The organism is Frigoribacterium sp. Leaf415 (assembly GCF_001424645.1).
Taxonomy (GTDB): Bacteria; Actinomycetota; Actinomycetes; order Actinomycetales; family Microbacteriaceae; genus Frigoribacterium.
Map to the genome: position 1 here is coordinate 1,478,126 of NZ_LMQR01000001.1, position 26,516 is coordinate 1,504,641.

20 protein-coding genes and 4 rRNA genes are annotated in these 26,516 nt (G+C 66.2%); all 24 read right to left on the reverse strand.

The window, feature by feature from the left end; genetic code table 11:
• Positions 1-117: 117 nt before the first annotated feature.
• The 24 genes from rrf (ASG28_RS06775) to infC all read right to left on the reverse strand — a co-directional run bounded on the left by rrf (ASG28_RS06775) (position 118) and on the right by infC (position 26,269).
• Positions 118-234, reverse strand: a 5S ribosomal RNA gene (gene rrf / locus ASG28_RS06775).
• Positions 235-394: 160 nt separating this feature from the next.
• Positions 395-511 (reverse strand): 5S ribosomal RNA (gene rrf / locus ASG28_RS06780).
• 160 nt (positions 512-671) lie between these two features.
• Positions 672-3,794: ribosomal RNA gene (locus ASG28_RS06785) — 23S ribosomal RNA — on the reverse strand.
• A gap of 678 nt (positions 3,795-4,472) precedes the next feature.
• Positions 4,473-5,992 (reverse strand): 16S ribosomal RNA (locus ASG28_RS06790).
• The 16S, 23S and 5S rRNA genes sit together here, the layout of an rRNA operon.
• A 667-nt stretch (positions 5,993-6,659) precedes the next feature.
• Positions 6,660-7,898, reverse strand: coding sequence for a tyrosine--tRNA ligase (gene tyrS, locus ASG28_RS06795; RefSeq protein ID WP_235477883.1), 1,239 nt, complete (start codon positions 7,896-7,898; stop codon positions 6,660-6,662).
• Positions 7,899-8,008: 110 nt separating this feature from the next.
• Positions 8,009-8,653, reverse strand: a complete 645-nt coding sequence (locus ASG28_RS06800; protein ID WP_055973376.1) for a DNA-3-methyladenine glycosylase — start codon at positions 8,651-8,653, stop codon at positions 8,009-8,011.
• A gap of 31 nt (positions 8,654-8,684) precedes the next feature.
• Complete coding sequence (locus tag ASG28_RS16740; protein ID WP_161805559.1) at positions 8,685-8,822, reverse strand: hypothetical protein; 138 nt, start codon at positions 8,820-8,822, stop codon at positions 8,685-8,687.
• Complete coding sequence (gene argH / locus ASG28_RS06805; RefSeq protein ID WP_055973379.1) at positions 8,819-10,285, reverse strand: argininosuccinate lyase; 1,467 nt, start codon at positions 10,283-10,285, stop codon at positions 8,819-8,821. The genes ASG28_RS16740 and argH overlap by 4 nt, the downstream gene beginning before the upstream one ends.
• Positions 10,282-11,484 (reverse strand): argininosuccinate synthase, encoded by a 1,203-nt coding sequence (locus ASG28_RS06810; RefSeq protein WP_054147263.1) that lies wholly within the window; start codon positions 11,482-11,484, stop codon positions 10,282-10,284. The genes argH and ASG28_RS06810 overlap by 4 nt, the downstream gene beginning before the upstream one ends.
• 53 nt (positions 11,485-11,537) lie before the next feature.
• Complete coding sequence (gene argF, locus ASG28_RS06815) at positions 11,538-12,458, reverse strand: ornithine carbamoyltransferase (RefSeq protein ID WP_054147262.1); 921 nt, start codon at positions 12,456-12,458, stop codon at positions 11,538-11,540.
• Complete coding sequence (locus ASG28_RS06820) at positions 12,455-13,651, reverse strand: acetylornithine transaminase (RefSeq protein ID WP_055973382.1); 1,197 nt, start codon at positions 13,649-13,651, stop codon at positions 12,455-12,457. Before ASG28_RS06820 ends, argF begins: the two co-directional genes overlap by 4 nt.
• A gap of 2 nt (positions 13,652-13,653) precedes the next feature.
• Entirely contained in the window at positions 13,654-14,700 is a 1,047-nt protein-coding gene (gene argB, locus ASG28_RS06825; protein ID WP_082454472.1) for an acetylglutamate kinase, read from the reverse strand.
• Positions 14,700-15,857: a bifunctional glutamate N-acetyltransferase/amino-acid acetyltransferase ArgJ gene (argJ, locus tag ASG28_RS06830; RefSeq protein WP_055973386.1), complete on the reverse strand. Its 1,158-nt coding sequence runs from the start codon at positions 15,855-15,857 to the stop codon at positions 14,700-14,702. The genes argB and argJ overlap by 1 nt, the downstream gene beginning before the upstream one ends.
• A complete protein-coding gene (gene argC / locus ASG28_RS06835) occupies positions 15,854-16,903 on the reverse strand; it encodes an N-acetyl-gamma-glutamyl-phosphate reductase (protein WP_055973390.1) in 1,050 nt (349 codons plus the stop codon). The genes argJ and argC overlap by 4 nt, the downstream gene beginning before the upstream one ends.
• A gap of 59 nt (positions 16,904-16,962) precedes the next feature.
• On the reverse strand, positions 16,963-19,473 hold the full coding sequence (gene pheT / locus ASG28_RS06840) for a phenylalanine--tRNA ligase subunit beta (protein ID WP_055973393.1): 2,511 nt from the start codon (positions 19,471-19,473) through the stop codon (positions 16,963-16,965).
• The gene (gene pheS / locus ASG28_RS06845; RefSeq protein ID WP_055973397.1) at positions 19,473-20,513 is read right to left on the reverse strand and encodes a phenylalanine--tRNA ligase subunit alpha; all 1,041 of its coding nucleotides are present in this window, start codon (positions 20,511-20,513) and stop codon (positions 19,473-19,475) included. Before pheS ends, pheT begins: the two co-directional genes overlap by 1 nt.
• 94 nt (positions 20,514-20,607) lie before the next feature.
• On the reverse strand, positions 20,608-21,525 hold the full coding sequence (locus tag ASG28_RS06850; RefSeq protein ID WP_082454474.1) for an amino acid ABC transporter permease: 918 nt from the start codon (positions 21,523-21,525) through the stop codon (positions 20,608-20,610).
• A complete protein-coding gene (locus ASG28_RS06855) occupies positions 21,522-22,190 on the reverse strand; it encodes an amino acid ABC transporter permease (RefSeq protein ID WP_055973400.1) in 669 nt (222 codons plus the stop codon). The genes ASG28_RS06850 and ASG28_RS06855 overlap by 4 nt, the downstream gene beginning before the upstream one ends.
• 75 nt (positions 22,191-22,265) lie before the next feature.
• A complete protein-coding gene (locus tag ASG28_RS06860; RefSeq protein ID WP_055973403.1) occupies positions 22,266-23,129 on the reverse strand; it encodes a glutamate ABC transporter substrate-binding protein in 864 nt (287 codons plus the stop codon).
• Positions 23,130-23,231: 102 nt separating this feature from the next.
• Entirely contained in the window at positions 23,232-23,969 is a 738-nt protein-coding gene (locus ASG28_RS06865; protein ID WP_055973406.1) for an amino acid ABC transporter ATP-binding protein, read from the reverse strand.
• Positions 23,970-24,098: 129 nt separating this feature from the next.
• Positions 24,099-24,899, reverse strand: coding sequence for a TrmH family RNA methyltransferase (locus ASG28_RS06870; protein WP_055977121.1), 801 nt, complete (start codon positions 24,897-24,899; stop codon positions 24,099-24,101).
• A gap of 125 nt (positions 24,900-25,024) precedes the next feature.
• On the reverse strand, positions 25,025-25,411 hold the full coding sequence (rplT, locus tag ASG28_RS06875) for a 50S ribosomal protein L20 (protein ID WP_043596706.1): 387 nt from the start codon (positions 25,409-25,411) through the stop codon (positions 25,025-25,027).
• Between the two features lie 30 nt (positions 25,412-25,441).
• Entirely contained in the window at positions 25,442-25,636 is a 195-nt protein-coding gene (gene rpmI, locus ASG28_RS06880; protein ID WP_043596704.1) for a 50S ribosomal protein L35, read from the reverse strand.
• 3 nt (positions 25,637-25,639) lie between these two features.
• Entirely contained in the window at positions 25,640-26,269 is a 630-nt protein-coding gene (infC, locus tag ASG28_RS06885; protein ID WP_082383600.1) for a translation initiation factor IF-3, read from the reverse strand.
• Between the last annotated feature and the right edge of the window lie 247 nt (positions 26,270-26,516).

A 26,516-nucleotide genomic window follows, 5' to 3' on the forward strand; every position in this document is an offset into this window, starting at 1 on the left:
TGACCGCAAGCGCAGGAGGCGCGGTGCGAGTACTCGACGTTCGTCCCGTAACGCAGAAAAGCCGCCCCAACTGGGGCGGCTATTCTGGTGTTGCATGTGCTTTTCGCACTAAAAGGAGTCCGGCGGTGTCCTACTCTCCCACAAGGTCCCCCTTGCAGTACCATCGGCGCTGAGAGTCTTAGCTTCCGGGTTCGGAATGTGACCGGGCGTTTCCCTCTCGCTATGGCCGCCGAAACATTTACCACACACCATTACTGGTGGTGAAGTCTGTTTTTAGACCATGCACCCCATCCGTTATGGATGTGGCGGTGGGTGGGTCAGTGTTAAACGCAGAAAGGCCCCTTCCGAGGAAGGGGCCTTTCTGGTGTTTCGTGTGCTGTTCGCACTAAAAGGAGTCCGGCGGTGTCCTACTCTCCCACAAGGTCCCCCTTGCAGTACCATCGGCGCTGAGAGTCTTAGCTTCCGGGTTCGGAATGTGACCGGGCGTTTCCCTCTCGCTATGGCCGCCGAAACATTTACCACACACCATCACTGGTGGTGAAGTCTGTTTCAGACCATGCGCCCCATCCGTTAYRGRTGTGGCGACTTGTCTGTTGAGTTGTTCCCGACCGTATTTCGGGAACCACATAGTGGACGCAAGCAGCTTTCCCCCACCTCTACAGGGAGGGAGTGTTGTCAAGTTATCGGCTTATTAGTACCGGTCAGCTCCATGGGTCGTTAGTCCCCACTTCCACATCCGGCCTATCAACCCAGTAGTCTAGCTGGGAGCCTCTCACCCCTAAGGGTATGGAAATCTCATCTCGAAGCCGGCTTCCCGCTTAGATGCTTTCAGCGGTTATCCGTTCCGAACGTAGCTAATCAGCGGTGCCCTTGGCAGGACAACTGACACACCAGAGGTTCGTCCATCCCGGTCCTCTCGTACTAGGGATAGATCTTCTCAAATTTCCTACGCGCGCAGCGGATAGGGACCGAACTGTCTCACGACGTTCTAAACCCAGCTCGCGTACCGCTTTAATGGGCGAACAGCCCAACCCTTGGGACCTACTCCAGCCCCAGGATGCGACGAGCCGACATCGAGGTGCCAAACCATGCCGTCGATATGGACTCTTGGGCAAGATCAGCCTGTTATCCCCGAGGTACCTTTTATCCGTTGAGCGACAGCGCTTCCACAAGCCACTGCCGGATCACTAGTCCCGACTTTCGTCCCTGCTCGACTTGTCAGTCTCACAGTCAAGCTCCCTTGTGCACTTACACTCGACACCTGATTGCCAACCAGGTTGAGGGAACCTTTGGGCGCCTCCGTTACTTTTTGGGAGGCAACCGCCCCAGTTAAACTACCCACCAGGCACTGTCCCAGAACCGGATCACGGTTCGTAGTTAGATATCCAAAGTGACCAGAGTGGTATTTCAACAATGACTCCACCTGAACTAGCGTCCAAGCTTCACAGTCTCCCACCTATCCTACACAAGCCACTCCGAACACCAATACCAAGCTGTAGTAAAGGTCACGGGGTCTTTCCGTCCTGCTGCGCGTAACGAGCATCTTTACTCGTAGTGCAATTTCGCCGAGTTCGCGGTTGAGACAGCTGGGAAGTCGTTACGCCATTCGTGCAGGTCGGAACTTACCCGACAAGGAATTTCGCTACCTTAGGATGGTTATAGTTACCACCGCCGTTTACTGGGGCTTAAATTCTSAGCTTCGCTTGCGCTAACCSTTCCTCTTAACCTTCCAGCACCGGGCAGGCGTCAGTCCGTATACATCGTCTTGCGACTTGGCACGGACCTGTGTTTTTAGTAAACAGTCGCTTCCCACTGGTCTCTGCGGCCTTTCCCGCTCCGGGAGTAAATCCCATCACGGTTCCGGCCCCCCTTCTCCCGAAGTTACGGGGGCATTTTGCCGAGTTCCTTAACCACGATTCTCTCGATCTCCTTGGTATTCTCTACCTGACCACCTGAGTCGGTTTGGGGTACGGGCGGCTTGAACCTCACGTCGATGCTTTTCTCGGCAGCATAGGATCACTGATTTCCCCCAATCGGGGTACGCATCGGATCTCAGGCGCATTGACGACGGATTTGCCTATCGTCAGCCCTACATCCTTACACCAGGTTCACCTTACGGATACCATCGCCTGGCTCAGCTACCTTCCTGCGTCACACCTGTTAATACGTTAACCGCACCAGCATGGGGTCGAGCGTTAGACCGGCCGGCATCACCCCGAAGGGATCCACTCAGCCGGGTTAGGACTCTTAGCACCACTGGATTAGCTTGGGCGGTTCTTCGCCGGTACGGGAATATCAACCCGTTGTCCATCGACTACGCCTGTCGGCCTCGCCTTAGGTCCCGACTTACCCAGGGCGGATTAACCTGGCCCTGGAACCCTTGGTCTTTCGGAGGACGGGTTTCTCACCCGTCTTTCGCTACTCATGCCTGCATTCTCACTCGTGTGGCCTCCACGGCTGGTTTACACCGCCGCTTCACTGGCCACACGACGCTCTCCTACCACTCCGTACGACTGAACCACGAAGGCTTGTCTATAATACGAAATCTACAACTTCGGTGGTGTGCTTGAGCCCCGTTACATTGTCGGCGCGGAATCACTTGACCAGTGAGCTATTACGCACTCTTTCAAGGGTGGCTGCTTCTAAGCCAACCTCCTGGTTGTCTATGCAACTCCACATCCTTTCCCACTTAGCACACGCTTAGGGACCTTAGTTGGTAGTCTGGGTTGTTTCCCTCTCGACGATGAAGCTTATCCCCCACCGTCTCACTGCTGCGCTCTCACTTACCGGCATTCGGAGTTTGGCTGACGTCAGTAAGCTTTTGGGCCCCATCGGCCATCCAGTAGCTCTACCTCCGGCAAGAAACACGCAACGCTGCACCTAAATGCATTTCGGAGAGAACCAGCTATCACGAAGTTTGATTGGCCTTTCACCCCTATCCACAGCTCATCCCCTCAGTTTTCAACCTAAGTGGGTTCGGTCCTCCACGACGTCTTACCGTCGCTTCAACCTGGCCATGGATAGATCACTTCGCTTCGGGTCTAGGACATGCGACTGGATCGCCCTATTAAGACTCGCTTTCGCTACGGCTACCCCACACGGGTTAACCTCGCCACATATCGCTAACTCGCAGGCTCATTCTTCAAAAGGCACGCTGTCACCCCTACAAGGAGGCTCCAACGGTTTGTAAGCAAACGGTTTCAGGTACTATTTCACTCCCCTCCCGGGGTACTTTTCACCTTTCCCTCACGGTACTTGTCCGCTATCGGTCATCTGGGAGTATTTAGGCTTATCAGGTGGTCCTGACAGATTCACACGGGATTTCTCGGGCCCCGAGCTACTTGGGATCCCCATTCAGCCAGCGCCAGCATTTCGGCTACGGGGTTCGCACCCTCTATGACCAGCCATTCAAAGCTGTTCGCCTATACTGCGCTGTAACTGTYCCTGTCCGGCAGAACAGGACAACGGGTCCCACAACCCCGACCATGCAACGACCGCCGTCTATCACACATGACCGGTTTAGCCTCTTCCGATTTCGCTCGCCACTACTGACGGAATCACTGTTGTTTTCTCTTCCTGTGGGTACTGAGATGTTTCACTTCCCCACGTTCCCTCTACCCGCCCTATATATTCAGGCGGGAGTCACCAGACATAACGCCTGGCGGGGTTTCCCCATTCGGAAATCCTCGGATCAGGGCTCGATTATCAGCTCCCCGAGGCTTATCGCAGATTTCTACGTCCTTCTTCGGCTCCAGATGCCAAGGCATCCACCGTTTGCTCTTAGAAACTTGACCACAAAGTTGCTGCCAGCCAAAGACTGACAGCTCAGTGTTATCTCATTCGCCAACCACACCCAAAGGGCGGATTGGTCTAAGAAATTGCACTTAGTATCACAAACAACAACCAACCCGAAGGCCGGCCCTGCTTGCGACTAAGATGCTCGCGTCCACTGTGTAGTTCTCAAAATACGGGCGGCACCATGATNTAGTATCACAAACAACAACCAACCCGAAGGCCGGCCCTGCTTGCGACTAAGATGCTCGCGTCCACTGTGTAGTTCTCAAAATACGGGCGGCACCATGATCACCCTGCGATTGATGCAGGACTTTCATGGCCCAGAGGAAAAACCCCCACACGAAAAGCATGGGTGCTTGGTCCCTCAGGACCCAACAGCGTGCACGCCCCCCACCTCGAACACCCTCACCTTCCAGACACCCGAAGGTGCCGTACTAGCGCTGATGCTCTCCGCGAAGAGCCATTGTCAATGTTCCACCCATGAGCGCCGGCCGAAGACATTCGCTTCGAAACCGACTTGACYCGTTGACCCCCGTGTATACCGCGGGGCGAGTACATGCTCCTTAGAAAGGAGGTGATCCAGCCGCACCTTCCGGTACGGCTACCTTGTTACGACTTAGTCCTAATCACCGATCCCACNCCCCGTGTATACCGCGGGGCGAGTACATGCTCCTTAGAAAGGAGGTGATCCAGCCGCACCTTCCGGTACGGCTACCTTGTTACGACTTAGTCCTAATCACCGATCCCACCTTCGACAGCTCCATCCACAAGGGTTAGGCCACTGGCTTCGGGTGTTACCGACTTTCATGACTTGACGGGCGGTGTGTACAAGGCCCGGGAACGTATTCACCGCAGCGTTGCTGATCTGCGATTACTAGCGACTCCGACTTCATGAGGTCGAGTTGCAGACCTCAATCCGAACTGAGACCGGCTTTTTGGGATTCGCTCCACCTTACGGTATCGCAGCCCTTTGTACCGGCCATTGTAGCATGCGTGAAGCCCAAGACATAAGGGGCATGATGATTTGACGTCATCCCCACCTTCCTCCGAGTTGACCCCGGCAGTCTCCTATGAGTTCCCACCATAACGTGCTGGCAACATAGAACGAGGGTTGCGCTCGTTGCGGGACTTAACCCAACATCTCACGACACGAGCTGACGACAACCATGCACCACCTGTATACCGACCTTGCGGGGCGACCATCTCTGGACGTTTCCGGTATATGTCAAGCCTTGGTAAGGTTCTTCGCGTTGCATCGAATTAATCCGCATGCTCCGCCGCTTGTGCGGGCCCCCGTCAATTCCTTTGAGTTTTAGCCTTGCGGCCGTACTCCCCAGGCGGGGAACTTAATGCGTTAGCTGCGACACGGAGACCGTGGAATGGCCCCCACATCTAGTTCCCAACGTTTACGGCATGGACTACCAGGGTATCTAATCCTGTTCGCTCCCCATGCTTTCGCWCCTCAGCGTCAGTTACGGCCCAGAGATCTGCCTTCGCCATCGGTGTTCCTCCTGATATCTGCGCATTCCACCGCTACACCAGGAATTCCAATCTCCCCTACCGCACTCTAGTCTGCCCGTACCCACTGCAGGCTGGGGGTTGAGCCCCCAGATTTCACAGCAGACGCGACAAACCGCCTACGAGCTCTTTACGCCCAATAATTCCGGACAACGCTTGCACCCTACGTATTACCGCGGCTGCTGGCACGTAGTTAGCCGGTGCTTTTTCTGCAGGTACCGTCACTTTCGCTTCTTCCCTACTAAAAGAGGTTTACAACCCGAAGGCCGTCATCCCTCACGCGGCGTTGCTGCATCAGGCTTTCGCCCATTGTGCAATATTCCCCACTGCTGCCTCCCGTAGGAGTCTGGGCCGTGTCTCAGTCCCAGTGTGGCCGGTCACCCTCTCAGGCCGGCTACCCGTCGTCGCCTTGGTGAGCCATTACCTCACCAACTAGCTGATAGGCCGCGAGTCCATCCTTGACCAAAATTCTTTCCAACTCCTAGCCATGCGGCTGAAGCTCGTATCCGGTATTAGACGCCATTTCTAGCGCTTATCCCAGAGTCAAGGGCAGGTTACTCACGTGTTACTCACCCGTTCGCCACTAATCCCTGGAGCAAGCTCCAGTTCATCGTTCGACTTGCATGTGTTAAGCACGCCGCCAGCGTTCGTCCTGAGCCAGGATCAAACTCTCCGTAAAAGAAAAAACAGCACAACCGGAATAGGYCATKACTGCTGAATTTGATGCTGACTAAAGAACAAAACAATCTGACGATTGTTGTTGTCCATCAATCTCAAAGAAACCTAAACACCACTCACAACCCCACCAAAGATGAAGCCACAAGCAATGCCAGGGTATAATTTGGCATTTGACAATGTGCACGCTGTTGAGTTCTCAAGGACCAAACGCACCCACCCGAGACCCGGCCAGAAAGACCTTCGCCCGAAGCAGCTGTGGAACCATACCACCCCGATGGACCAAGTCAAAACGACTCGATTTCCGATCCCCACCACGTGAAGACCAGCACCTGGCATAAACCAGAGGATGGATTTGAAACCCTACCACACGAATCACAAGTCGTAAACGACTCGATCTCGGGGAGGATGCCACCACTTGAGGCCGGGAAGCTCCGAATCAGAACCATCACTGGTCACTGTCCTAGCCGCTCCGCCGCACCTTTGGGCTGACTCGGATTACTTTACACAGCCCCCCGCCCCCACCCCCAAACCTCCGTGCATCCCGGGCGTGTCGCCCTGGGCAGGCCCGGAAACATGGGGATCGGAGCGCTGAGCGCGTGCCGGAACGAGAGAAGCCCGCTTCCTCGGAGAGGAAGCGGGCTTCTCTGACGCAGCATGTCGGCTCGGGATCAGAGCTTCACGGTCACGCCGGCCAGCGTCTTCTTGCCGCGCCGGAGTACGACGACTCCCCCGTCGAGTCGAGAGTCCGCCACGAGGGCTTCACCGTTCTCGACCCGGACGTTGTTCACGTAGACCCCGCCCTCGGCCGTGGCCCGGCGAGCCGCACCCAATGAGGCGACGAGTCCGGTGTCGACCAACGCCTGCGCGATGGTGGTCGACGCATCGGCCGTCGCTGCCGGCAACTCGGCGATCGCACTGGCGAGCGTCCGTTGATCGAGGACGGCGAGATCGCCCTGTCCGAAGAGGGCTGCGGCGGCGTCGATGGCCGACTGGGTGGCCGAGGTGCCGTGGACCAGGGACGTGACGTTCCAGGCCAACGCCCGCTGCGCCTCCCGACGGAAGGGTTCGTCGGCGACGGCCTTCTCGAGCCGCTCGATCTCGGCACGCGAGAGGAACGTGAACACCTTGAGCCGTGGGACGACGTCGGCGTCGTCGGTGTTGAGCCAGAACTGGTACATCGCGTACGGGCTGGTCAGCTCGGCGTCGAGCCAGACCGCGTTGCCCTCGCTCTTGCCGAACTTGGTGCCGTCGGTGTTGGTGATCAGCGGGGTGCCGATCGCGTGCACCGAGACGCCCTCGGTACGGCGGATCAGCTCGGTGCCGCTGGTCAGGTTGCCCCACTGGTCGCTGCCGCCGGTCTGCAGGACGCAGTCGTAGCTGCGGTAGAGCTCACGGAAGTCGAGACCCTGGAGGATCTGGTAGCTGAACTCGGTGTAGCTGATGCCGGCGTCGGAGTTCAGACGCGCGGCCACTGCGTCTTTCTTGAGCATCGTGTTGACGCGGAAGTTCTTGCCGATGTCGCGCAGGAACTCGATGGCGCTGAGCGGAGACGTCCAATCGAGGTTGTTCACCACCCGGAGACCGTTGTCACCGTCGGGCGAGAGGAACTTCTCGACGTGCACGCGGATTCGGTCGACCCACTCGGCCGTCTGCTCGGGCGTCTTGAGCACCCGCTCGGCCGTCGGCCGGGGATCGCCGATGAGGCCGGTGGACCCACCCACGAGACCCAGGGGCCGGTGACCGGCGAGCTGGAGCCGACGCATGGTGAGCAACTGCACGAGATTGCCGAGGTGCAGGCTGGGGGCGGTCGGGTCGAAGCCGCAGTAGTACGTGATCGGCGGGCCGGCGAGCAGGGTCTTCAGGGCGTCGGCGTCGGTCGAGACGTGCACCAGGCCGCGCCACTGCATCTCGTCCCACACGTCGTCGAACGAGGGATCGTTGCTCTGGGCGGCCAGGACGTCTGCGGTCGTTTCACTGGTCACCCGCGAAACGCTACCAGCGGCCACCGTCTGCGCCGTCACGCCCCACCGCGCCTTCGTCGGACGGCGGCACGGTACGGCGAGACCGTCGGATCGCCCTCGAGCGAGAACCGCCACGGGAAGGCGTCGCCACCGGCGTGACCCGACACACCGACACGCGGGCCGGCGGCGATCGGGCCGACCGGTGCGGACGGGAGGCGCAACCGGAACCGCGCCTCCTGACCGGGGGTGTCGGCGACGAGGCGCGAGCCGTCGTCGTCGAGCTCGATGCCGAGCGCGGAACCGAGCCGGCCGGGACCGCGAGCCAGGTCGGCCGGGGTCCGCGACGTCGACCGGCGGGCTCGTGCCTCGTCGACGCCGGCCACCACCTCACCCGAGCGCAACAGGACACCGGACGCGTAGCCCTCGGGACCGCACACGACGTTGACGCAGCGGTGGATGCCGTACGACAGGTAGACGTAGAGCGTCCCGCCACCTTCGAACATGCTGCCGTTGCGGGCCGACGGGCCACGGTGTGCATGCGAGCCGGGGTCCTGCCCCTGACCGTGGTACGCCTCGACCTCGGTCAGGCGCACCCCCACACCACCCGACCAGAAGACCGAGCCGAGGAGGCGCGGCGCGACGACCAGCGCCGGCTCGGCCAGCAAGGCCGCCAGGACGTCGTCGGCCGGTGTCGTCGTCACCGCTCCCCCGTGTCCACCGCGATCATCGCGGTCAGAAGAAGCGCTGGCCGCTGGCGACCGCGATCACCGCGACGGCGACGAGCACCGCCACGGCGATCGCGACGACGACCGGCACGACCCAGGCACGGACCGGCCGGTCGTCTCGAGACCCCGGTCGTCGACGACTCACGCCGCCGCCGGTGCGAGGGCCTGGACGAGGTGTCGCATCTGCTCGGTGAGCTGCGCGAGCTGCTCGGCGACCCGCTCGGGAGCCGTGCCGCCGGCACCGCGACGGCTGGCGATGGAGCCCTCGACCGTCAGGACCGGACGGATCTCGGGCGTGAGGTGCGCCGAGATCGACCGGTACTGCTCGTCGGAGGGCTCGTGCAGCTCGAGGTCGTGCTGCTCGCAGAACCGGACCAGTTCGCCGCTGATCTCGTGTGCGTCACGGAACGGGACCCCCTGACGGACGAGCCACTCGGCGACGTCGGTCGCGAGCGAGAACCCCTGCGGGGCGAGCTCGGCCATGCGTTGCTCGTCGAAGTCGAGGGTCGCGACCATGCCCGTGAACGCCGGGAGCAGGACTTCGAGCTGGCCGACCGAGTCGAACACCGGTTCTTTGTCTTCTTGCAGATCTCGGTTGTACGCCAGCGGCAACCCCTTGAGCGTCGCGAGCAGACCGGTCAGGTTGCCGATGAGTCGGCCCGACTTGCCGCGCGCGAGCTCGGCGATGTCGGGGTTCTTCTTCTGCGGCATGATGCTCGACCCGGTCGAGAACGCGTCGTGCAGTCGGACGAAGCCGAATTCGCGCGTGTTCCAGAGGATGATCTCTTCGGCGAGCCGCGACAGGTCGATGCCGATGGACGCCGTGACGAACGCGAATTCGGACACCACGTCGCGACTGGCCGTCGCGTCGATCGAGTTCTCGGTCGTGCGGTCGAAGCCGAGATCGGTCGCCACGAGCAGCGGGTCGAGCCCCAGCGAGCTGCCGGCGAGGGCGCCCGCCCCGTAGGGCGAGGCACCGGCCCGTCGCGACCAGTCGCGCAGGCGCTCGAGGTCGCGGACCAGGGGCCAGGCGTGCGCGAGCAGGTGGTGCGCCAGCAGGACCGGCTGGGCGTGCTGCAGGTGCGTGCGGCCAGGCATGACAGCCGTCGGGTGAGCCGTCGCCTGACCCGCGATGGCGTCGACCAGGTCGACGACCTGCCGACCGATGACTCGGGCGTGGTCGCGCAGGTACAAGCGCACGAGCGTCGCGATCTGGTCGTTCCGGCTGCGCCCCGCCCGGAGCTTGCCACCGAGCTCGACACCGGCGATGCCGATGAGCCCTCGCTCGAGCGCGGAGTGGACGTCCTCGTCGGACTCGGCCGCGGTGAACGTCCCGTCGAGCACGTCCGACTCGAGCCGGTCGAGAGCCGACAGCATGGCCTCGAGCTCTGACGCGTCGAGGTAACCCGCCGACGCCAGGGCACGGGCATGCGCCCGGGACCCGGCGATGTCGTACGAGGCCAGCTGCCAGTCGAACTGCGTGGACTTGCTCAGCGCCGCGAGCTCGGCGGACGGCCCGGAGGCGAAGCGGCCGCCCCAGAGGGCACCCGCCTCGCCGGCGCGCTCGTTCTTGCCGGGCCCGTCGCCCGACCCGGTGGCGTCGGTCACGCCCCGTGGGCCAGGTCGCGACGAGCCGAGATCTTGCTGGGCAGCGACCAGATCTCGATGAAGCCCTTCGACAGGGACTGGTCGAAGGTGTCGCCCGTGTCGTAGGTCGCGAGGTCGAAGTCGTAGAGGCTCGCGTCGCTCTTCTGCCCGGTGACGACCGCGCGTCCGCCCTGCAGCTTGAGACGGATCTCGCCCGACACGTACTTCTGCGTGTCGTCGATGAAGACGTCGAGCGAGCGCTTGAGACCAGAGAACCACAGGCCGTCGTAGACCAGGTTCGACCATTCGGCCTCGACCCCGCGCTTGTAGCGACCGAGGTCGCGCTCGATGGTCAGGGCCTCGAGCGCCTCGTGCGCGGCGATGAGGGCCATCGCGCCGGGTGCCTCGTAGACCTCGCGGCTCTTGATGCCGACGAGACGGTCCTCGACGACGTCGATGCGGCCGACGCCGTGCTTGCCGGCGAGCTCGTTCATGCGCTCGACGATGCCCAGCGGGGTGAACGCCACGCCGTCGATCGCTGTCGGGACGCCGGCCTCGAACGTGATGACGACCTCGTCGGCGTCCTTGACGATCGCCGGGTCTTGCGTGTACTCGTACAGGTCCTCGATCGGGGCGTTCCAGGGGTCCTCGAGGAATCCGGTCTCGACCGCGCGGCCCCAGACGTTCTTGTCGATCGAGTAGGGGTTCTTGGCGCTCTGGCGGATGGGCAGGTTGTGCTCTTCCGCGTACACGATCGCCTTGTCCCGGGTGAGGGCCAGGTCGCGGACCGGGGCGATGCTCGTCAGGTCGGGAGCGAGGGCCGCCACGGCCGCCTCGAAGCGGACCTGGTCGTTGCCCTTGCCGGTGCAGCCGTGGGCGACGCTGTTCGCGCCCAGCTCTTTCGCGACCGACGCCAGGTGGCGAGCGATCAACGGGCGGCTGAGGGCGGAGACCAACGGGTAGGTCTTCTGGTACAGCGCGTTGGCCTTGAGGGCCGGCATCAGGTAGTCGGTGCCGAATTCCTCTTTGGCGTCCACGACGACCGACTCGACCGCTCCGCAGTCGAGGGCGCGCTGCCGGATGTCTTCCATGTCCTCGCCGCCCTGTCCGACGTCGACGGCGAGGGCGACCACCTCTTTTCCGGTGGCATCGGCCAACCAGCCGATGCCGACCGAGGTGTCGAGGCCTCCTGAGTATGCGAGGACGACGCGTTCCGCCATGGTTCTCCTTGTGTGGTGTGGGTGTGTCTACGTGTGTGAGGTGGTGGGGGTGCTCAGCGGGCCAGCAGCCAGGTGAGCAGCGCCTTCTGAGCGTGCAGCCGGTTCTCGGCCTCGTCCCAGATGACGCTGGTCGGGCCGTCGATGACGTCGGCCGTGACCTCGTACCCGCGGTCGGCGGGGAGGCAGTGCAGGAAGATCGCGTCGTCGTCGGCCTGGGCCATCAACGCCTGGTCGACCTTGAACGATCCGAAGACGGCGACTCGTTCGTCTTTCTCGTCTTCCTTGCCCATCGAGACCCAGGTGTCGGTCACGACGACGTCGACTCCGGCGACGGCCTCGGTCGCGTCGGTGGTGACCAGGACGGAGCCGCCCGTCCGCGCGGCGATCGCCTCGGCGTCCGTGACGACGGTCGGGTCGGGCAGGAAGCCCTCGGGGGCGCCGATGCGGACGTGCATGCCCGCGGTCGCGCAGGCGAGCAGGTACGACTGGCCCATGTTGCAGCGTCCGTCACCGACGAACGCCACCGAGAGCCCGGCGAGCGTGCCCTTCTTCTCGCGGATGGTCTGCAGGTCGGCGAGCAGCTGGCACGGGTGGAAGTCGTCGCTCAGTGCGTTGACGACGGGCACGGTCGTGCCGGCCGCCATCTCTTCGAGGCCGGACTGCGCGTAGGTGCGCCAGACGATGGCGGAGACCATGCGCTCGAGGACGCGCGCCGTGTCGGACGGGGTCTCTTTGCCGCCGAGCTGGCTGTTCGCCGTGGCGATGATCAAGGGGCTGCCGCCGAGGTCGGCGATGCCGACCGCGAACGACACCCGGGTACGCGTCGACGACTTGTCGAAGATGACGGCGACGGTCTGCGGACCGGCCAGCGGCCGCTGCGACCAGCGGTCGCGCTTGAGCTCGTCGGCGAGGTCGAGCACCTCGAGCTGCTCGGCCGTGGTCAGGTCGTCGTCCCGGAGGAAGTGGCGGGTCATTCGAGGCCTTTCAGGACGGTGGTCATGATCTGGGTGAACTCGGCGATCTCGTCGTCGCCGACGATCAGAGGAGGCGCGAGGCGGATGCTCGAGTCGTTCGGCGCGTTGACGATGAGGCCGGCTTCGAGGGCATCGGCGGCGACCCGGGCCGCGACGGGCTTCGCCAGCCCCAGGCCGATGAGGAGGCCGTTGCCCCGGACCTCGCGGACGAGGGGCGAACCGATGGACGCGATCGCCGCACGCAGCTGGTCGCCGCGGACGATCGCGTTGAGCACCAGCTGGCTGGCCTCGATCTCGCCGAGCACGGCGTTGGCCGCGGCGGTGGCGAGCGGGTTGCCGCCGAAGGTGCTGCCGTGCTGCCCGGCCTCGAACAGGTCGGACGTGTCGCCGAAGGTGATGAGCGCACCGATGGGGACTCCCCCGGCGATGCCCTTGGCGACGGTGATGGCGTCGGGGACGATGTCGTGCTGCTGGAAGGCGAACCACGAGCCGGTCCGACCGATGCCGGTCTGGATCTCGTCGAGGATCAGGAGGGCCCCGTGCTTCGTGGTGAGCTCGCGGGCGCGCTCGAGGTAGCCGTCGGGCAGGTCGACGACGCCGGCCTCACCCTTGATCGGCTCGACGAACAGGGCGGCCACCGTACCGTCGAGGGCCGCCTCGAGGGCCTCGACGGTCGTGTCGATGTGCTCGACCCCGGGCATCATCGGCTCGAACGGCTCACGCAGCGACGGCTTGCCGGTCAGCGCGAGCGAGCCCATGGTGCGCCCGTGGAACGAGTTCTGGAGGGCGAGGATGCGGGTGCGTGAGCCGTCACCCCGGTTGAGTCGAGCCAGTTTGACCGCGGCCTCGTTGGCCTCGGCTCCGCTGTTGCCGAAGTAGACGCGCCCACGCTCGCCGGCGCCGCTGATGCGGGTCAGCCGCTCGGCGAGCTCGACCTGCGGGGCCGTCGCGAAGTAGTTGGAGACGTGGATCAGCTTGCTCGCCTGCTCGGTGAGCGCCTCGACGAGCACCGGGTGGGCGTGTCCGAGGGCGTTCACGGCGATGCCCGCCAGGAAGTCGAGGTAGCGCTTGCCGTCGACGTCCCAGACCTGGCAGCCCTCGCCGCGGTCGAGCATCACCTTCGGAGTGGACAGCGAGCGCATCATCGAGTCGCCGAATCGGCGCTGCCAGGTACCGCCTTGGGTCTGGATCATGGTCACGACTGTCCTTTCGTGTCGGTGCCGCTCGCGGCAGGGCCACCCGGGGCGGTGCCCCCGGTGGTGACGATCTCGCCGGCGGGGGTGCCGAACGAGGTGACGACGGGGGCGCCGGTCGACGCCGCCCGGTCGTCGGGGACCACCTCGGTGCCCGACCCGCGCTGGGTGAACACCTCGAGGAGGATCGAGTGCGGGATGCGACCGTCGATGATGGTCGCCCCGCCCACGCCGCCCACGACCGAGTCGAGGCAGGCGCGCATCTTGGGGATCATGCCCGACTCGAGGGTCGGGAGCATGTCGGTGAGGGCCGAGACCGTGATGGCCTCGACGAGCGAGTCGCGGTTCGGCCAGTCGGCGTAGAGCCCCGCCACGTCGGTCAGGACGACGAGCTTGGCCGCCCCGAGGGCGATCGCCAGCGCACCCGCGGCGGCGTCGGCGTTGACGTTGAGGGCGTGCTCGGGGTCGATGGTGTTCGTCGCGATGGACGACACCACGGGGATGCGCCCCGCCTCGATCTCGGCCAGCACCGACGACGGGTCGACGCGGGTCACGTCACCCACGTGGCCCAGGTCGAAGGTCTCGCCGTCGACCACCACACCGCGCTTGCGCCCCTCGAACAAGGTCGAGCCCTCGCCCGAGACACCGCGGGCCAGGTCGCCGTGCTCGTTGATCAGGTCGACGATCTCGCGGTTGACCTCGCCGGCCAGGACGTCGCGCACGACCGAGATCGCCTCGGTCGACGTGTAGCGGTAGCCGCCCCGGAACTCGCTCTCGATGCCGGCCGCGTCGAGGGCGGCCGAGATCTGCGGCCCCCCGCCGTGGACGACCACCGGGTGCAACCCGGCGTAGCGCAGGTAGACCATGTCCTCGGCGAACGCCTGCTTGAGGGCGTCGTCGACCATGGCGTTGCCGCCGAACTTGACGACGACGACCTTGCCCGAGAAGCGTTTCAGCCAGGGCAGCGACTCGATCAGCGTCGAGGCCTTGACCGCGGCCAGCTCTTGCTCGTCGGCCGCCGTGGCGCCGGTGCTCGTGTGGACGCCCATCAGCTGGAGTACGCGCTGTTCTCGTGCACGTAGTCGTGCGTGAGGTCGTTCGTCAGGATGGTCGCCTCGGCCGGGCCCGTCTTCAGGTCGACGAGCACGTGGACCGCTCGCGGGGTCAGATCGACCTCGTCGCTCGGCCGATCGGGTGCCCCGGCGTGGCAGACGCGGACGCCGTTGATGGTCACGTCGACGTCGTACGGGTCGAACTCGGCCGACGTGGTGCCGATGGCCGCGAGCACGCGACCCCAGTTGGGATCGTTGCCGAAGACGGCCGCCTTGAACAGGTTGTTGCGCGCGATCGAACGACCCACCTCGACGGCGTCGTCGTCGGACGCGGCCCCCACGATCTCGATGCGGATGTCGTGCGAGGCGCCCTCGGCGTCGGCCTGCAGCTGCTCGGCGAGGTCGGCGCAGAGCGCCGTGACCGCCGCCGCGAAGACATCGGCAGGAGGCGCGACACCGGACTCGGCGCTGGCCAGCAACACGACGGTGTCGTTCGTCGACATGCAGCCGTCCGAGTCGAGACGGTCGAAGGTGACCCGGGTCGCCTCGCGGAGTGCGGAGTCGAGACCCGACGCGTCGACGTCGGCGTCCGTCGTGAGGACCACGAGCATCGTGGCGAGGCCGGGGGCCAGCATGCCTGCACCCTTGGCCATTCCGCCGACGACCCATCCGTCGCCCGAGACGACGGCCTGCTTGGGTGTGGTGTCGGTCGTCATGATGGCCGTGGCGGCGTCGAGGCCGCCGTCGGCCGACAGGGCGCCGGCCGCCGCGGTGGAACCGCTCAGCACCTTGTCGCGGAAGATCTGGTCGCCGACTCCGATGAGGCCCGTCGAGCAGACGAGGACGTCCGTCGCCGACAGCTCGAGGGCGGCGGCCACGGTCTCGGCCGTGGAGTGGGTCGTCTGGAAGCCGAACCCTCCTGTGAAGCAGTTCGCGCCTCCCGAATTGAGGACGACGGCGTCCACGCGACCGTCGGCGATCACCTGCTGCGACCAGAGGACGGGGTTCGCCTTGGCCCGGTTGCTGGTGAAGACGGCCGCCGCAGCCGTGCTGCGACCCCGGTTGACGACCAAGGCCACGTCGGGCGCGCCCGTGCTCTTGAGGCCGGCGACGACGCCGGAGGCCTCGAAACCGGCTGCTGCGGTGACGCTCACGGGGCGACTCCGTTCTGGCCGAGGCCGGTGGTCTCGGGCAGGCCGAGAGCGATGTTGGCGGACTGGACGGCGGCACCGGCCGTGCCCTTGACGAGGTTGTCGAGGGCCGTGACCACGACGACGCGGTCCGCGGCCTCGTCGACGGCGAGCCCGATCAGGGCGGTGTTGGCCCCGATCGTGTCGGCCGTGCGGGGGAACTCGCCATCGGGCAGGAGGTGCACGAAGGGCTCGTTCGCATAGGCCTGCTGCCAGGCCGATCGCACGTCGTGGGCGGTGACGCCCGGCGCGAGACGAGCGGTCGTCGTGGCGAGGATGCCGCGCGCCATCGGGACGAGCACCGGGGTGAACGAGACGTTCACCTCGGTCGCGCCGGCCACGCGCAGGTTCTGCTGGATCTCGGGGATGTGTCGGTGGCTGCCGCCCACGCCGTAGGCCGAGGCCGACCCCATGAGCTCGCTCGCCAGCAGATGCGTCTTCAGCCCCTTGCCCGCCCCGGACGGGCCCACGGCCAGGACGGTCACGATGTCGGCGGTCTCGACGACGCCCGCCTGCACGCCGGGTGCCAGGCCCAGGGTGACCGCGGTGACGTTGCAGCCGGGAACCGCGATGCGCTTGGCCCCGACCAGGACGTCTCGCTGGCGGCCCGGGGTGTCGCCCAGGACGAGCTCGGGCAGGCCGTACGACCACGCTCCGTAGAACTCGCCACCGTAGAACGCCTGCCAGGCGGACTCGTCGGTCAGTCGGTGGTCGGCACCGCAGTCGACGACGAGCGTGTCGTCGGGCAGCTGGGCGGTGATCGCCCCCGACTTGCCGTGGGGCAGGGCGAGGAACACGACGTCGTGGCCCGCGAGGGCCTCGGGCGTCGTCTCGACCAGGGTCAGGTGCGCCAAGGAGCGCAGATGCGGCTGCACCGAGAGGAGTCGCTGACCGGCGTTCTGGAACGCGGTGACGGTCTGCACCTCGAAGTCGGGATGCTCGGCCAGCAAGCGCAGGAGCTCACCACCGGCGTAACCACTCGCACCGGCCACGGCAACGGAGAAAGGCATGCGTCCACCCTAATGTTCGAAATCGGCCTGGGATCAGGGGCGGCGGCGCCGGGCGAGTGTCAGTCGCGGAGCGCCGCCCCGAATCGCTCGCCGGCCAGGCGGACGGAGCCGGACTTGGCCTCGGAGGCCTCGGCGGCGGTGAGGGTGCGGTCGTCGGCCCGGAAGCGGAGGGCGAAGGTGAGCGACTTCGACGCGTCGGGGAGACCGGCACCTCGGTAGTCGTCGACCAACCGGACGGTCTCGAGCAGGGGTCCGGCGCCCTCGCGCACGGTGGCGAGCACGTCGCCCGCGGGGACGTGGACGCCCACCACGAGGGAGAGGTCTTGAGTGGCCGCGGGGTAGGACGACAGGGCCGACGTGGCCGGTTCGACGACTGCGAGGGCGATCAGACGGTCGAGGTCGAGTTCGGCCACGGCGACCACCCGGGGCAGGTCGAGCTCGGCTGCCACGCTCGGCAGCAGTTCACCCGCGATGCCCACGACCTCGTCACCGACGAGCACCTCGGCCGTGCGGCCGGGGTGCAGCGAGACGTGACGGGCCTGCCGGAAGGTGACCTCGGCGGCGACGGCCGACGCGGCGACGCGCACGGCGTCGAGCACTTCGGCGAGGGACGCCGGGACGGCGGATTGCCCCGGGCCGCGGTCGACCACCGTGCCGACCGTGAGGAGGCCGAGGTGCCGTGGCTGGGGCGGCAAGGCCTCGGCGAGGGAGCGCAGCGTCGCATCGTCGGGGCGGGCGGCCCCGAACGGGACGTCGTCGCTGCCGTAGGTGATGCCCTCGGCAGGCAGGAAGACCGTGCCCACCTCGAACACCGAGAGATCGACGAGACCCCGACCGAGGTTGCGGCGGGCGACCTCGAGCAGCCCGGGCACCAACGACCGACGGAGTTCGGGCGCTGCCGAGTCGAGGGGGTTCGCGAGCCGGACGACCGGCAGCGACGTGCCGTCGGCCGAGCCGAATGCGAGGTTCTGGGCCGACGAGACGAACGGGTACGCGGCGACCTCGGTGGAGCCGGCCGCGGCGAGCCCGTTCGACACCTGCCGGCGCAGCTGCTGCTCACGCGACAGCCCACGACCGGCCGGGGCGACGGGCAGCACCGACGGGATGCGGTCGTAACCCGTGATGCGGGCGACCTCTTCGACGAGCGACGCGGAGTCGACCAGATCACTGCGCCAGGTCGGCGGGGTCACGAGCCAGTCGTGACCGGACCGCTCGACGCTCGCCCCGATGGCCGTGAGAGCACCGGAGACCTCGTCGTCGGTGTAGTCGACGCCCATGAGGCGCGCGGCGCGGTCGACCGGCAGGGTGATCGTGTCGGGAGCGGTGGAGGCGTCCCACCGTGACCCGAGCGTGTCGGCCGTACCACCGGCGAGCTCGACGAGCAGGTCGACCACGCGCTGGGCGGCCGCCTCGGCCACCTGCGGGTCGACACCGCGCTCGAAGCGCTTGGACGCCTCGCTCGGCAGCTTGTGACGGCGGGCGGTCCGCGCGATCGACGTGGGGTCGAAGGTCGCGGCCTCGACGAGGACGTCGGTCGTGGTCGCACCGATCTCGGTCGAGGCGCCGCCCATGACACCCGCCAGGCCGACGGCACCCGACTCGTCGGCGATCACGAGGTCCTCGGCGTGCAGGTCGCGGACCTGGCCGTCGAGGGTCTCGAGGCGCTCGCCCGGAGCCGCCCGGCGGACCGAGAGGCCGCCGCTGACCTTGTCGAGGTCGTAGCCGTGGATCGGTTGGCCGAGCTCGAACATGACGTAGTTGGTGACGTCGACCGGCAGCGAGATGCTGCGGACCCCCGCCAGCCGCAGGCGCGACGCGAGCCACGGAGGGGTGGGACGGGTCGCGTCGATGCCGCGGACCACCTTGGTGGTGAAGGTCTGGACGCCGACGCGGTCGCGCACGGGCGCCTGGTCGTCCACGACGACCGAGAAGCCCGAGGACACGTTCGGCGAGACGAGTGACGCGGGGTCGCGGAAGGTCGCCCCGGTGGCGTGCGAGTACTCGCGGGCCACCCCCCGGATGCTGAAGGCGTAACCCCGGTCGGGCGTGACGTTGATCTCGACCGCCGCCTCGTCGAGGCCGAGCAGCGCGATCGCGTCGGTGCCGGCCTCGGGGTCGAGACCCAGCGACGAGAGGACGAGGATGCCGTCGTGCTCGTCGCCGAGGCCGAGCTCGCGGGTCGAGGCGATCATGCCGTCGGAGACGTGCCCGTAGGTCTTGCGGGCCGCGATCGGGAAGGGCCCGGGCAGCACGGCTCCGGGCAAGGACACGACGACCTTGTCGCCGACGACGAAGTTGTGGGCGCCGCAGACGATGCCACGGACGTCGTCCGGGTCGGTGGCCGCGTTCGGACCCACGGCGACCTGGCACCAGTTGATCGTCTTGCCGTTCTTCTGCGGCTCGGGCGTGAACTCGAGCACCTGACCGACCACGAGGGGCCCGGTCACGTCGCCGACGTGCACGTCTTCTTCTTCGAAGCCGACCGAAACGAGGGCGGCGTGGATGCTCTCGAGCGACACGTCGCCCGGCAACTCGACGAACTCACCGAGCCAACTCAGCGGAACCCGCATCAGACCACCATCCCGAACTGCTCGCTGAACCTGACGTCGCCCTCGACCATGTCGCGCATGTCGTTGAGGTCGTTGCGGAACTGCAGGGTGCGCTCGATGCCCATTCCGAAGGCGAAGCCCTGGTAGCGCTCGGGGTCGATGCCCGCCGCACGCAACACGTTGGGGTTGACCATGCCGCAGCCACCCCATTCGACCCACCGCGCGCCGCCCTTGGCGTTCGGCTGCCAGACGTCCATCTCGGCACTGGGCTCGGTGAAGGGGAAGTAGTTGGGGCGCAGGCGGATCTGCGCCTCGGCGCCGAACATCGACCGTGCGAGGTGCTCGAGGGTGCCGCGCAGGTGCGCCATCGTCAGGCCCTCGTCGACGGCGATGCCCTCGAGCTGGGTGAAGACGGGCGTGTGCGTCGCGTCGAGCTCGTCGGTCCGGAACACCCGGCCGACGGCGACGTTGTAGACCGGAAGCTCTCTCGACAGCAGGGTGCGGATCTGCACCGGCGACGTGTGCGTGCGAAGGACCAGGTGACGGTCGACGGGGTCGACGAAGAACGTGTCCTGCATGGCTCGCGCCGGGTGGTCGGCGTCGAAGTTCAGGGCGTCGAAGTTGAACCACTCGTGCTCGAGCTCGGGGCCCTCGTTGACCTCCCACCCCATGCCGACGAACAGGTCGGCCATCCGCTCTTGCAGCAGCGTCAAGGGGTGACGGGCCCCGGGGCGACGACGGGACGGCAGGGCCGTGACGTCGACCGTCTCGGCCTCGAGCCGGGCGTTCTCTTCGATCACGGCCAGCTCGGCCTCGCGCGTGGCGACGGCTTGGCCGACGCGCCCGCGGGCCTGGCCGACGAGCTTGCCCGCCGCGGCCTTCTGGTCGTTCGGCAGGTCGCGCAGACCGGCGTTCAGGCGGGCCAGCACCGACGCCTCGCCGACGTGCTGCGCACGGGCGGTCTTGAGCTCGGCGACGGTGGCGGCCGTGGCGATCGCCGCGAGGGCGGCGTCGACCGCCGACGCGACGGCGTCTTCGGAGAGGGGGGCGGAGTCTGACACGAGAACCAAGCTTAGCGATCGTTGGGAGGCGACCCGCGCCTCCTGGTCGAGGTCGACGAGGAGGCGCGGGCCGGGGACGAGAGGACGGACCGGGTCAGGTCGCGCGGCCCGACACGTGGTCGGACTCGAAGCGACCGCCGCGGGCGGACATGCCCGGGTCCTTCGGGGTGCCGCGGCGCTTGGCGACGACCGCTCGCCGACCCGTGCGTCGGTCGACGACGCGGACGACCCACGAGAGCAGGAGGTTCGTCGCGAGGTAGACGACGAGCACGACGGCGAAGAGGGTGAACGTGTAGGTGCTGCCGTAGTACGTGCCCAGGCGGGTGAGACCGCTTCGGGTCAGTTCGACGTAACCGACGATGTAGCCGAGCGACGTGTCCTTCAACAGGACGACGAGCTGCGCCAGGATGATCGGCAGCATCTGCCGGAAAGCCTGGGGGAACTCGATGGCGAACCGTGTGCGGATCGGGGTGAGCCCGATCGCGAGACCGGCCTCGCGCTGCCCCTTCGGCAGCGAGGCGATGCCCGCGCGCAGCGCCTCGCCGATGAGCGCGCCGTTGTAGACCGCGAGGGCCGCGACCACGGCCCAGAAGGCCCCGGTCGAGAAGACCAGCAGGATGAACAGCATCATCAGCAGGACGGGCATGCCGCGGAAGAACTCGAGCACCACCGTCGTGGGAACCCGCACCCAGGCGGACCGTGCCGTCCGGAGGAACGAGAACAGCACTCCGATGACCACCGCGAGGACGGACGCGACGGCCGCGGCTTGCACGGTGGCCAGCCAGCCCCGTCCGATCGCCCGCCAGAGCGCGAGGTCACCGAGGATGTCCCAGCGTGACGCGTCGAGCACGCCGGGGCTCTCGGCACCGTTCGCGCTGATGCGGGGTCGGCCGAGGAGGTACACGAGGTAGGCGATCAGAGCCAGGACGAGCACGACTCCGACCACCGAGATGATCCGCGACGTGCGGCGGGCCTTCGGCCCCGGGGCGTCGTAGAGGACGGAGGTGCTCATCGGAGGACTGCGACCTTCTTCTCGACCACGGCCGCGAGACGACCGAGCGTGATGGTGACGATCAGGTAGAAGAACGCCACGGCGAGCAGCGTCGTGATGACGGCGTCACCGCGGTCGTTGGCGATGTAGCGTCCGGCGGCGAACAGCTCGGCGACGAAGAACCCGCCCGCCACCGAGGTGTTCTTGGTGAGGGCGATGAACACGTTGATCAGCGGCGGCACCACCATGCGCATGGCCTGCGGGAGGATCACGTGGCCCAGCGTCTGTCCGAAGCCGAGCCCGAGGCTGCGCGCCGCCTCGGCCTGCCCGACCGGGACGCCGTTGATGCCCGACCGGATGGCCTCGGCCACGAACGGCGAGGTGTAGGCCGTCAGCCCGATGACGGCCAACGGGAAGTACGTGCCGAAGTCGACGCCGAGGTACGGCAGGACGAAAGCGCAGAAGAAGAGCACGAGCGTGAGCGGGATGTTGCGCAGCGCCTCGGTGTAGACCGTCGCGAACGTGCGGAAGGACGCCACGGGCGAGATGCGCAGGGCGGCCACGAAGAAGCCGATCACGAGGGCCCCGAGGCCCGACAGAACGAGCAACTGCAGCGTCGTGACGAAGCCGCCCCAGAAGCGGGGCCAGTTGTCGGTCACGGCGTCGAAGCCGGGGATGACGTCCAAGGGGTTCAACGGGGTCCTTCGGTCGGGGCAGGACACGGGCACCCGGGGCTGGTCGCCCCGGGTGCCCGCGCGGTGTCAGTAGCGGTCGATCGTGGGCGGCGTCGGGGTGTCGAGCACCTTGCCCGCGGTCTTCTCCCACAGCTCGTCCCAGGTGCCGTCGTCCTCGGCCTCCTGCAACGTGTCGTTGACGAACGTGCGGAAGTCGGTGTCGTCGAGCGCCAGACCGATGCCGTAGGGCTCTTCGGTGAAGGGCTCGCCCACGACCTCGAACTCGCCCTCGTTCTGGTCGGCGAGGCCGGCCAGGATCACGTTGTCGGTCGTCACGGCCGAGACCGCACCGGTGCGCAGGGGCTCGAGGCAGTTCGAGTACGTGTCGGTGGCGAGGATGTCGGTGGTGTACTCGGCCACGTTCTTCTCGCTGGTCGAGCCGCTGACGGTGCAGACCTTCTTGCCGGCCAGGTCGTCGGCGGACTCGATGCCCTCGGGGTTGCCGTCGAGCACGAGCAGGTCTTGACCGGCCGTGTAGTACGGGCCGGCGAACGAGACGACCTTCTTGCGATCGTCGTTGATCGTGTAGGTCGCGATGACGAGGTCCACCTGACCGTTCTGGATGAACGGCTCGCGGTTGGCCGAGACGGTCTCGACCCACGTGATCTTGTCGGCCTCGATGCCGAGCTTCGCGGCGACGAGCTTGCCGATCTCGGCGTCGAACCCCTCGGGCACGCCGTCGGGGTTGGCCAGGCCGAACAGCGGCTGGTCGAACTTGGTGCCGATGGTGATCTCACCGGCGTCGGCGAGGCGGGCCATGGTGCTGCCTTCGGCGAAGTCGGCCGGCGTCTCGACGTCGACGGCCGGGGCCGACGAGTCGGTGCAGGCCGTGAGGCCGAGGACCACGGCGGCTGCTGCGGCTACGGCGACGAATCCCTTGCTGAGTCGCATTCTGATCTCCTTGCTGGGTGACCCGGACGCCGGGCGGCGATCGGGTGTCGTGGGCCGGCGGTTCGGGTGCCGGGTGGCGGGCGCGGACTCGGCCGCGCCCGCTCAGTGCGTCAGGATCTTCGCGAGGAAGTCCTGGGCACGGGTCGACTGCGGGTCGGTGAAGAACTGCTCGGGCGTCGCCTCTTCGACGATCTGACCGTCGGCCATGAAGACGACGCGGTCGGCGGCCTTGCGGGCGAACCCCATCTCGTGGGTGACGACGATCATCGTCATGCCGTCTTTCGCGAGCTGCACCATGACGTCGAGGACCTCGGTGATCATCTCGGGGTCGAGCGCGCTGGTGGGCTCGTCGAGGAGCATCACCTTGGGGTCCATCGCCAGCGCCCGGGCGATCGCGACGCGCTGCTGCTGCCCGCCCGAGAGCTGCGACGGCATCTTGTCGGCCTGGTTCGCGACACCGACGCGCTCGAGCAGCTGCATCGCCCGCTCACGGGCCTTGGCCTTGCTGCGCTTGCGCACCTTGAGCTGGCCCAGCATGACGTTCTCGAGGATCGTCTTGTGCGAGAACAGGTTGAAGCTCTGGAACACCATGCCGACGTCGGCACGCAGACGGGCGAGCGCCGCACCCTCTTCGGGCAGACGCGTGCCGTCGATCGTGATGACGCCGTCGTCGATGGTCTCGAGGCGGTTGATCGCCCGGCAGAGGGTCGACTTGCCCGAACCGCTCGGGCCGATGACGACGACCACCTCGCCCTTGCCCACCGTCGTGGTGATGTCCTTCAGGACGTGCAGGTCACCGAAGTGCTTGTTGACGTGGTCGACCACGACGAGGGGTTCCATGCGCCCACACAAACAGACCCCCAGGTCGGGGTCAAATTCACAGTCGATTCTTAATGAAAACGAAACGACGCGTTCGGTCGCGACGTACGCAGGGGACCCGACCCGCGCCTCCTGGTGGACGAGGAGGCGCTAGCTGCGGTGGGCGAAGGCACTCTCGTAGAGGCACACCGAGGCCGCCGTCGCGAGGTTCATCGATTCGGCGTGACCGTAGATGGGCACCACCAGGGCACGGTCGGCACGCGCGAGGTCCACGTCGGTGAGGCCTCGGGCCTCGTTGCCGAAGAGCCAGGCGGTCGGCTCGGCGAGCACGCCCTCGGTGCGGGCGGCGAGCAGGTCGTCTCCCTTGACGTCGGCGGCGAGCACCTGCAGGCCGACCTCACGGCACCGGTCGACGATCGCCGGAAGCTCGACGCCCACGGCGACCGGTACGTGGAACAGCGAACCCGTCGTGGACCGCACGACCTTGGGGTTGTAGAGGTCGACGCTGCGGCCGGTCATGATGACCGCGTCGGCGCCCGCGGCGTCCGCGGCCCGGATGATGGTGCCGGCGTTGCCGGGGTCGCGGACCTCTTCGAGGATCACGATGAGCTTCGGCTCGGCAGCGAAGACGTCCTTCACCGACGTGGGGAACTGTCGGCAGACGGCGACGATGCCCTGCGGCGTGACCGTGTCGGCCATGGCCTCGAGCACCGGTTCGGTGACGAACTGGACGTCGATGCCCTCGGCGTCGGCAGCGGCCGCCACCTCGGGGTAGCGCTCGAGCGCGGTCGGGGTGCCGAAGAGCTCGACGATCAGCTCGGGCCGGAAGGCCAGGGCCTCACCGACCGACTGCGGCCCCTCGAGCAGGAACGTGCGGGTCTCGGTGCGGGCGTCGCGCTTCGACAGCTTGGCCACCGCCCGGACTCGGGGTGAACGGGGATTGTCGAGCAGGGAGTCGTGGGGCACCCGTCCATGATGCCGCACGAGGACGGACGCCTGCCGCAGACGAACGAGACCCGACGGCGACACCGGTGTGGGTGTCGGGCCGTCGGGCCTCGAGGGTGGTGCGGGTGCGACTACGCGGCGACCTTGGGGGCCGAGGTGTCGGCGGGCAGCGCGGCCTTGGCGGTGGCGACGAGCGACGCGAACGTGGCGGGCTCGTTGACGGCCAGCTCGGCCAGGATGCGACGGTCGACCTCGACGCCGGCCAGGGACAGACCCTGGATGAGGCGGTTGTAGGTCAGGCCGTTCGCACGCGACGCGGCGTTGATGCGCTGGATCCACAGGCGGCGGAACTCGCCCTTGCGTGCACGACGGTCACGGTACGAGTAGACGAGCGAGTGCGTGACCTGCTCTTTGGCCTTGCGGTACAGGCGCGAACGCTGACCGCGGTAACCCTCGGCACGCTCGAGGATGACGCGACGCTTCTTGGCGGCGTTGACCGCTCTCTTGACTCTTGCCATTTTCTTGTTCCTCTACGTTCGTGTCAGCGGTCAGTGACCGAGAAGCTTCTTGGCGACCTTGGCGTCAGCGGGCGCGAGCACCTGGTCCTGGTTCAGGCGAGCCTTGCGCTTGGCGCTCTTCACCTCGAGGTTGTGGCGCATGCCGGCCTGCTGCTTCATGATCTTGCCGGAACCGGTGACCTTGAAGCGCTTCTTGGCGCCGGAGTGGGTCTTCTGCTTGGGCATGTCTTACTTACTTTCTTCTGTCGGTCGGTCGGCCGGTGCATCGGCCGGGACCTCGTCGGACGTCGGGTGCTTCGGCGGCTTGTTGGCCGCCTTGCGAGCTTCTGCCTCGGCCTTGGCCTCGGACTTGTTCTTGTGCGGGCCGATGACCATGACCATGTTGCGGCCGTCGATGGTGGGCGTCGACTCGACGCTGCCCCACTCGGAGACGTCTTCGGCGAAGCGCTGGAGGAGGCGGACACCCTGGTCGGGACGCGACTGCTCGCGGCCACGGAAGAGGATCATGGCCTTGACCTTGTCGCCGCCCTGGAGGAAGCCCTCGGCGCGCTTGCGCTTCGTCTCGTAGTCGTGCTTGTCGATCTTCAGGCGGAAACGGACCTCTTTGAGGATCGTGTTCGCCTGGTTGCGACGGGCTTCTTTCGCCTTCTGCGCAGCCTCGTACTTGAACTTTCCGTGATCCATGATCTTGGCCACGGGAGGCTTCGAGTTGGGGGCCACCTCGACCAGGTCGAGCTCGGCCTCTGCGGCGAGACGCAGGGCCATGGCGATGGGAACGACGCCGATCTGCTCACCTGCGGGCCCGACGAGGCGGACCTCGGGGACGCGGATACGGTCGTTCGTACGGGGATCGCTGATGCGGAACTCCTCTGTCGTTTCTTCTGCATCTGGCGGGGCCGGACGGCCTCGCCAGAGAAAGAGGAGTTTCGCGCGGGCGTCATCTAGGAACGCATCACACTGCACCCTGGCTGCTCGATCGCCGTCTGCTGCACCCCTCTGACGAGGAGCGAGGCGGGACGGTGGTGCTGATCGAACGGGGTGCCAACAACCCGGTAACCTTGTCTAACGGTCAAGCGCGGGTGGGAGAATCTCCACTTTCGCACGG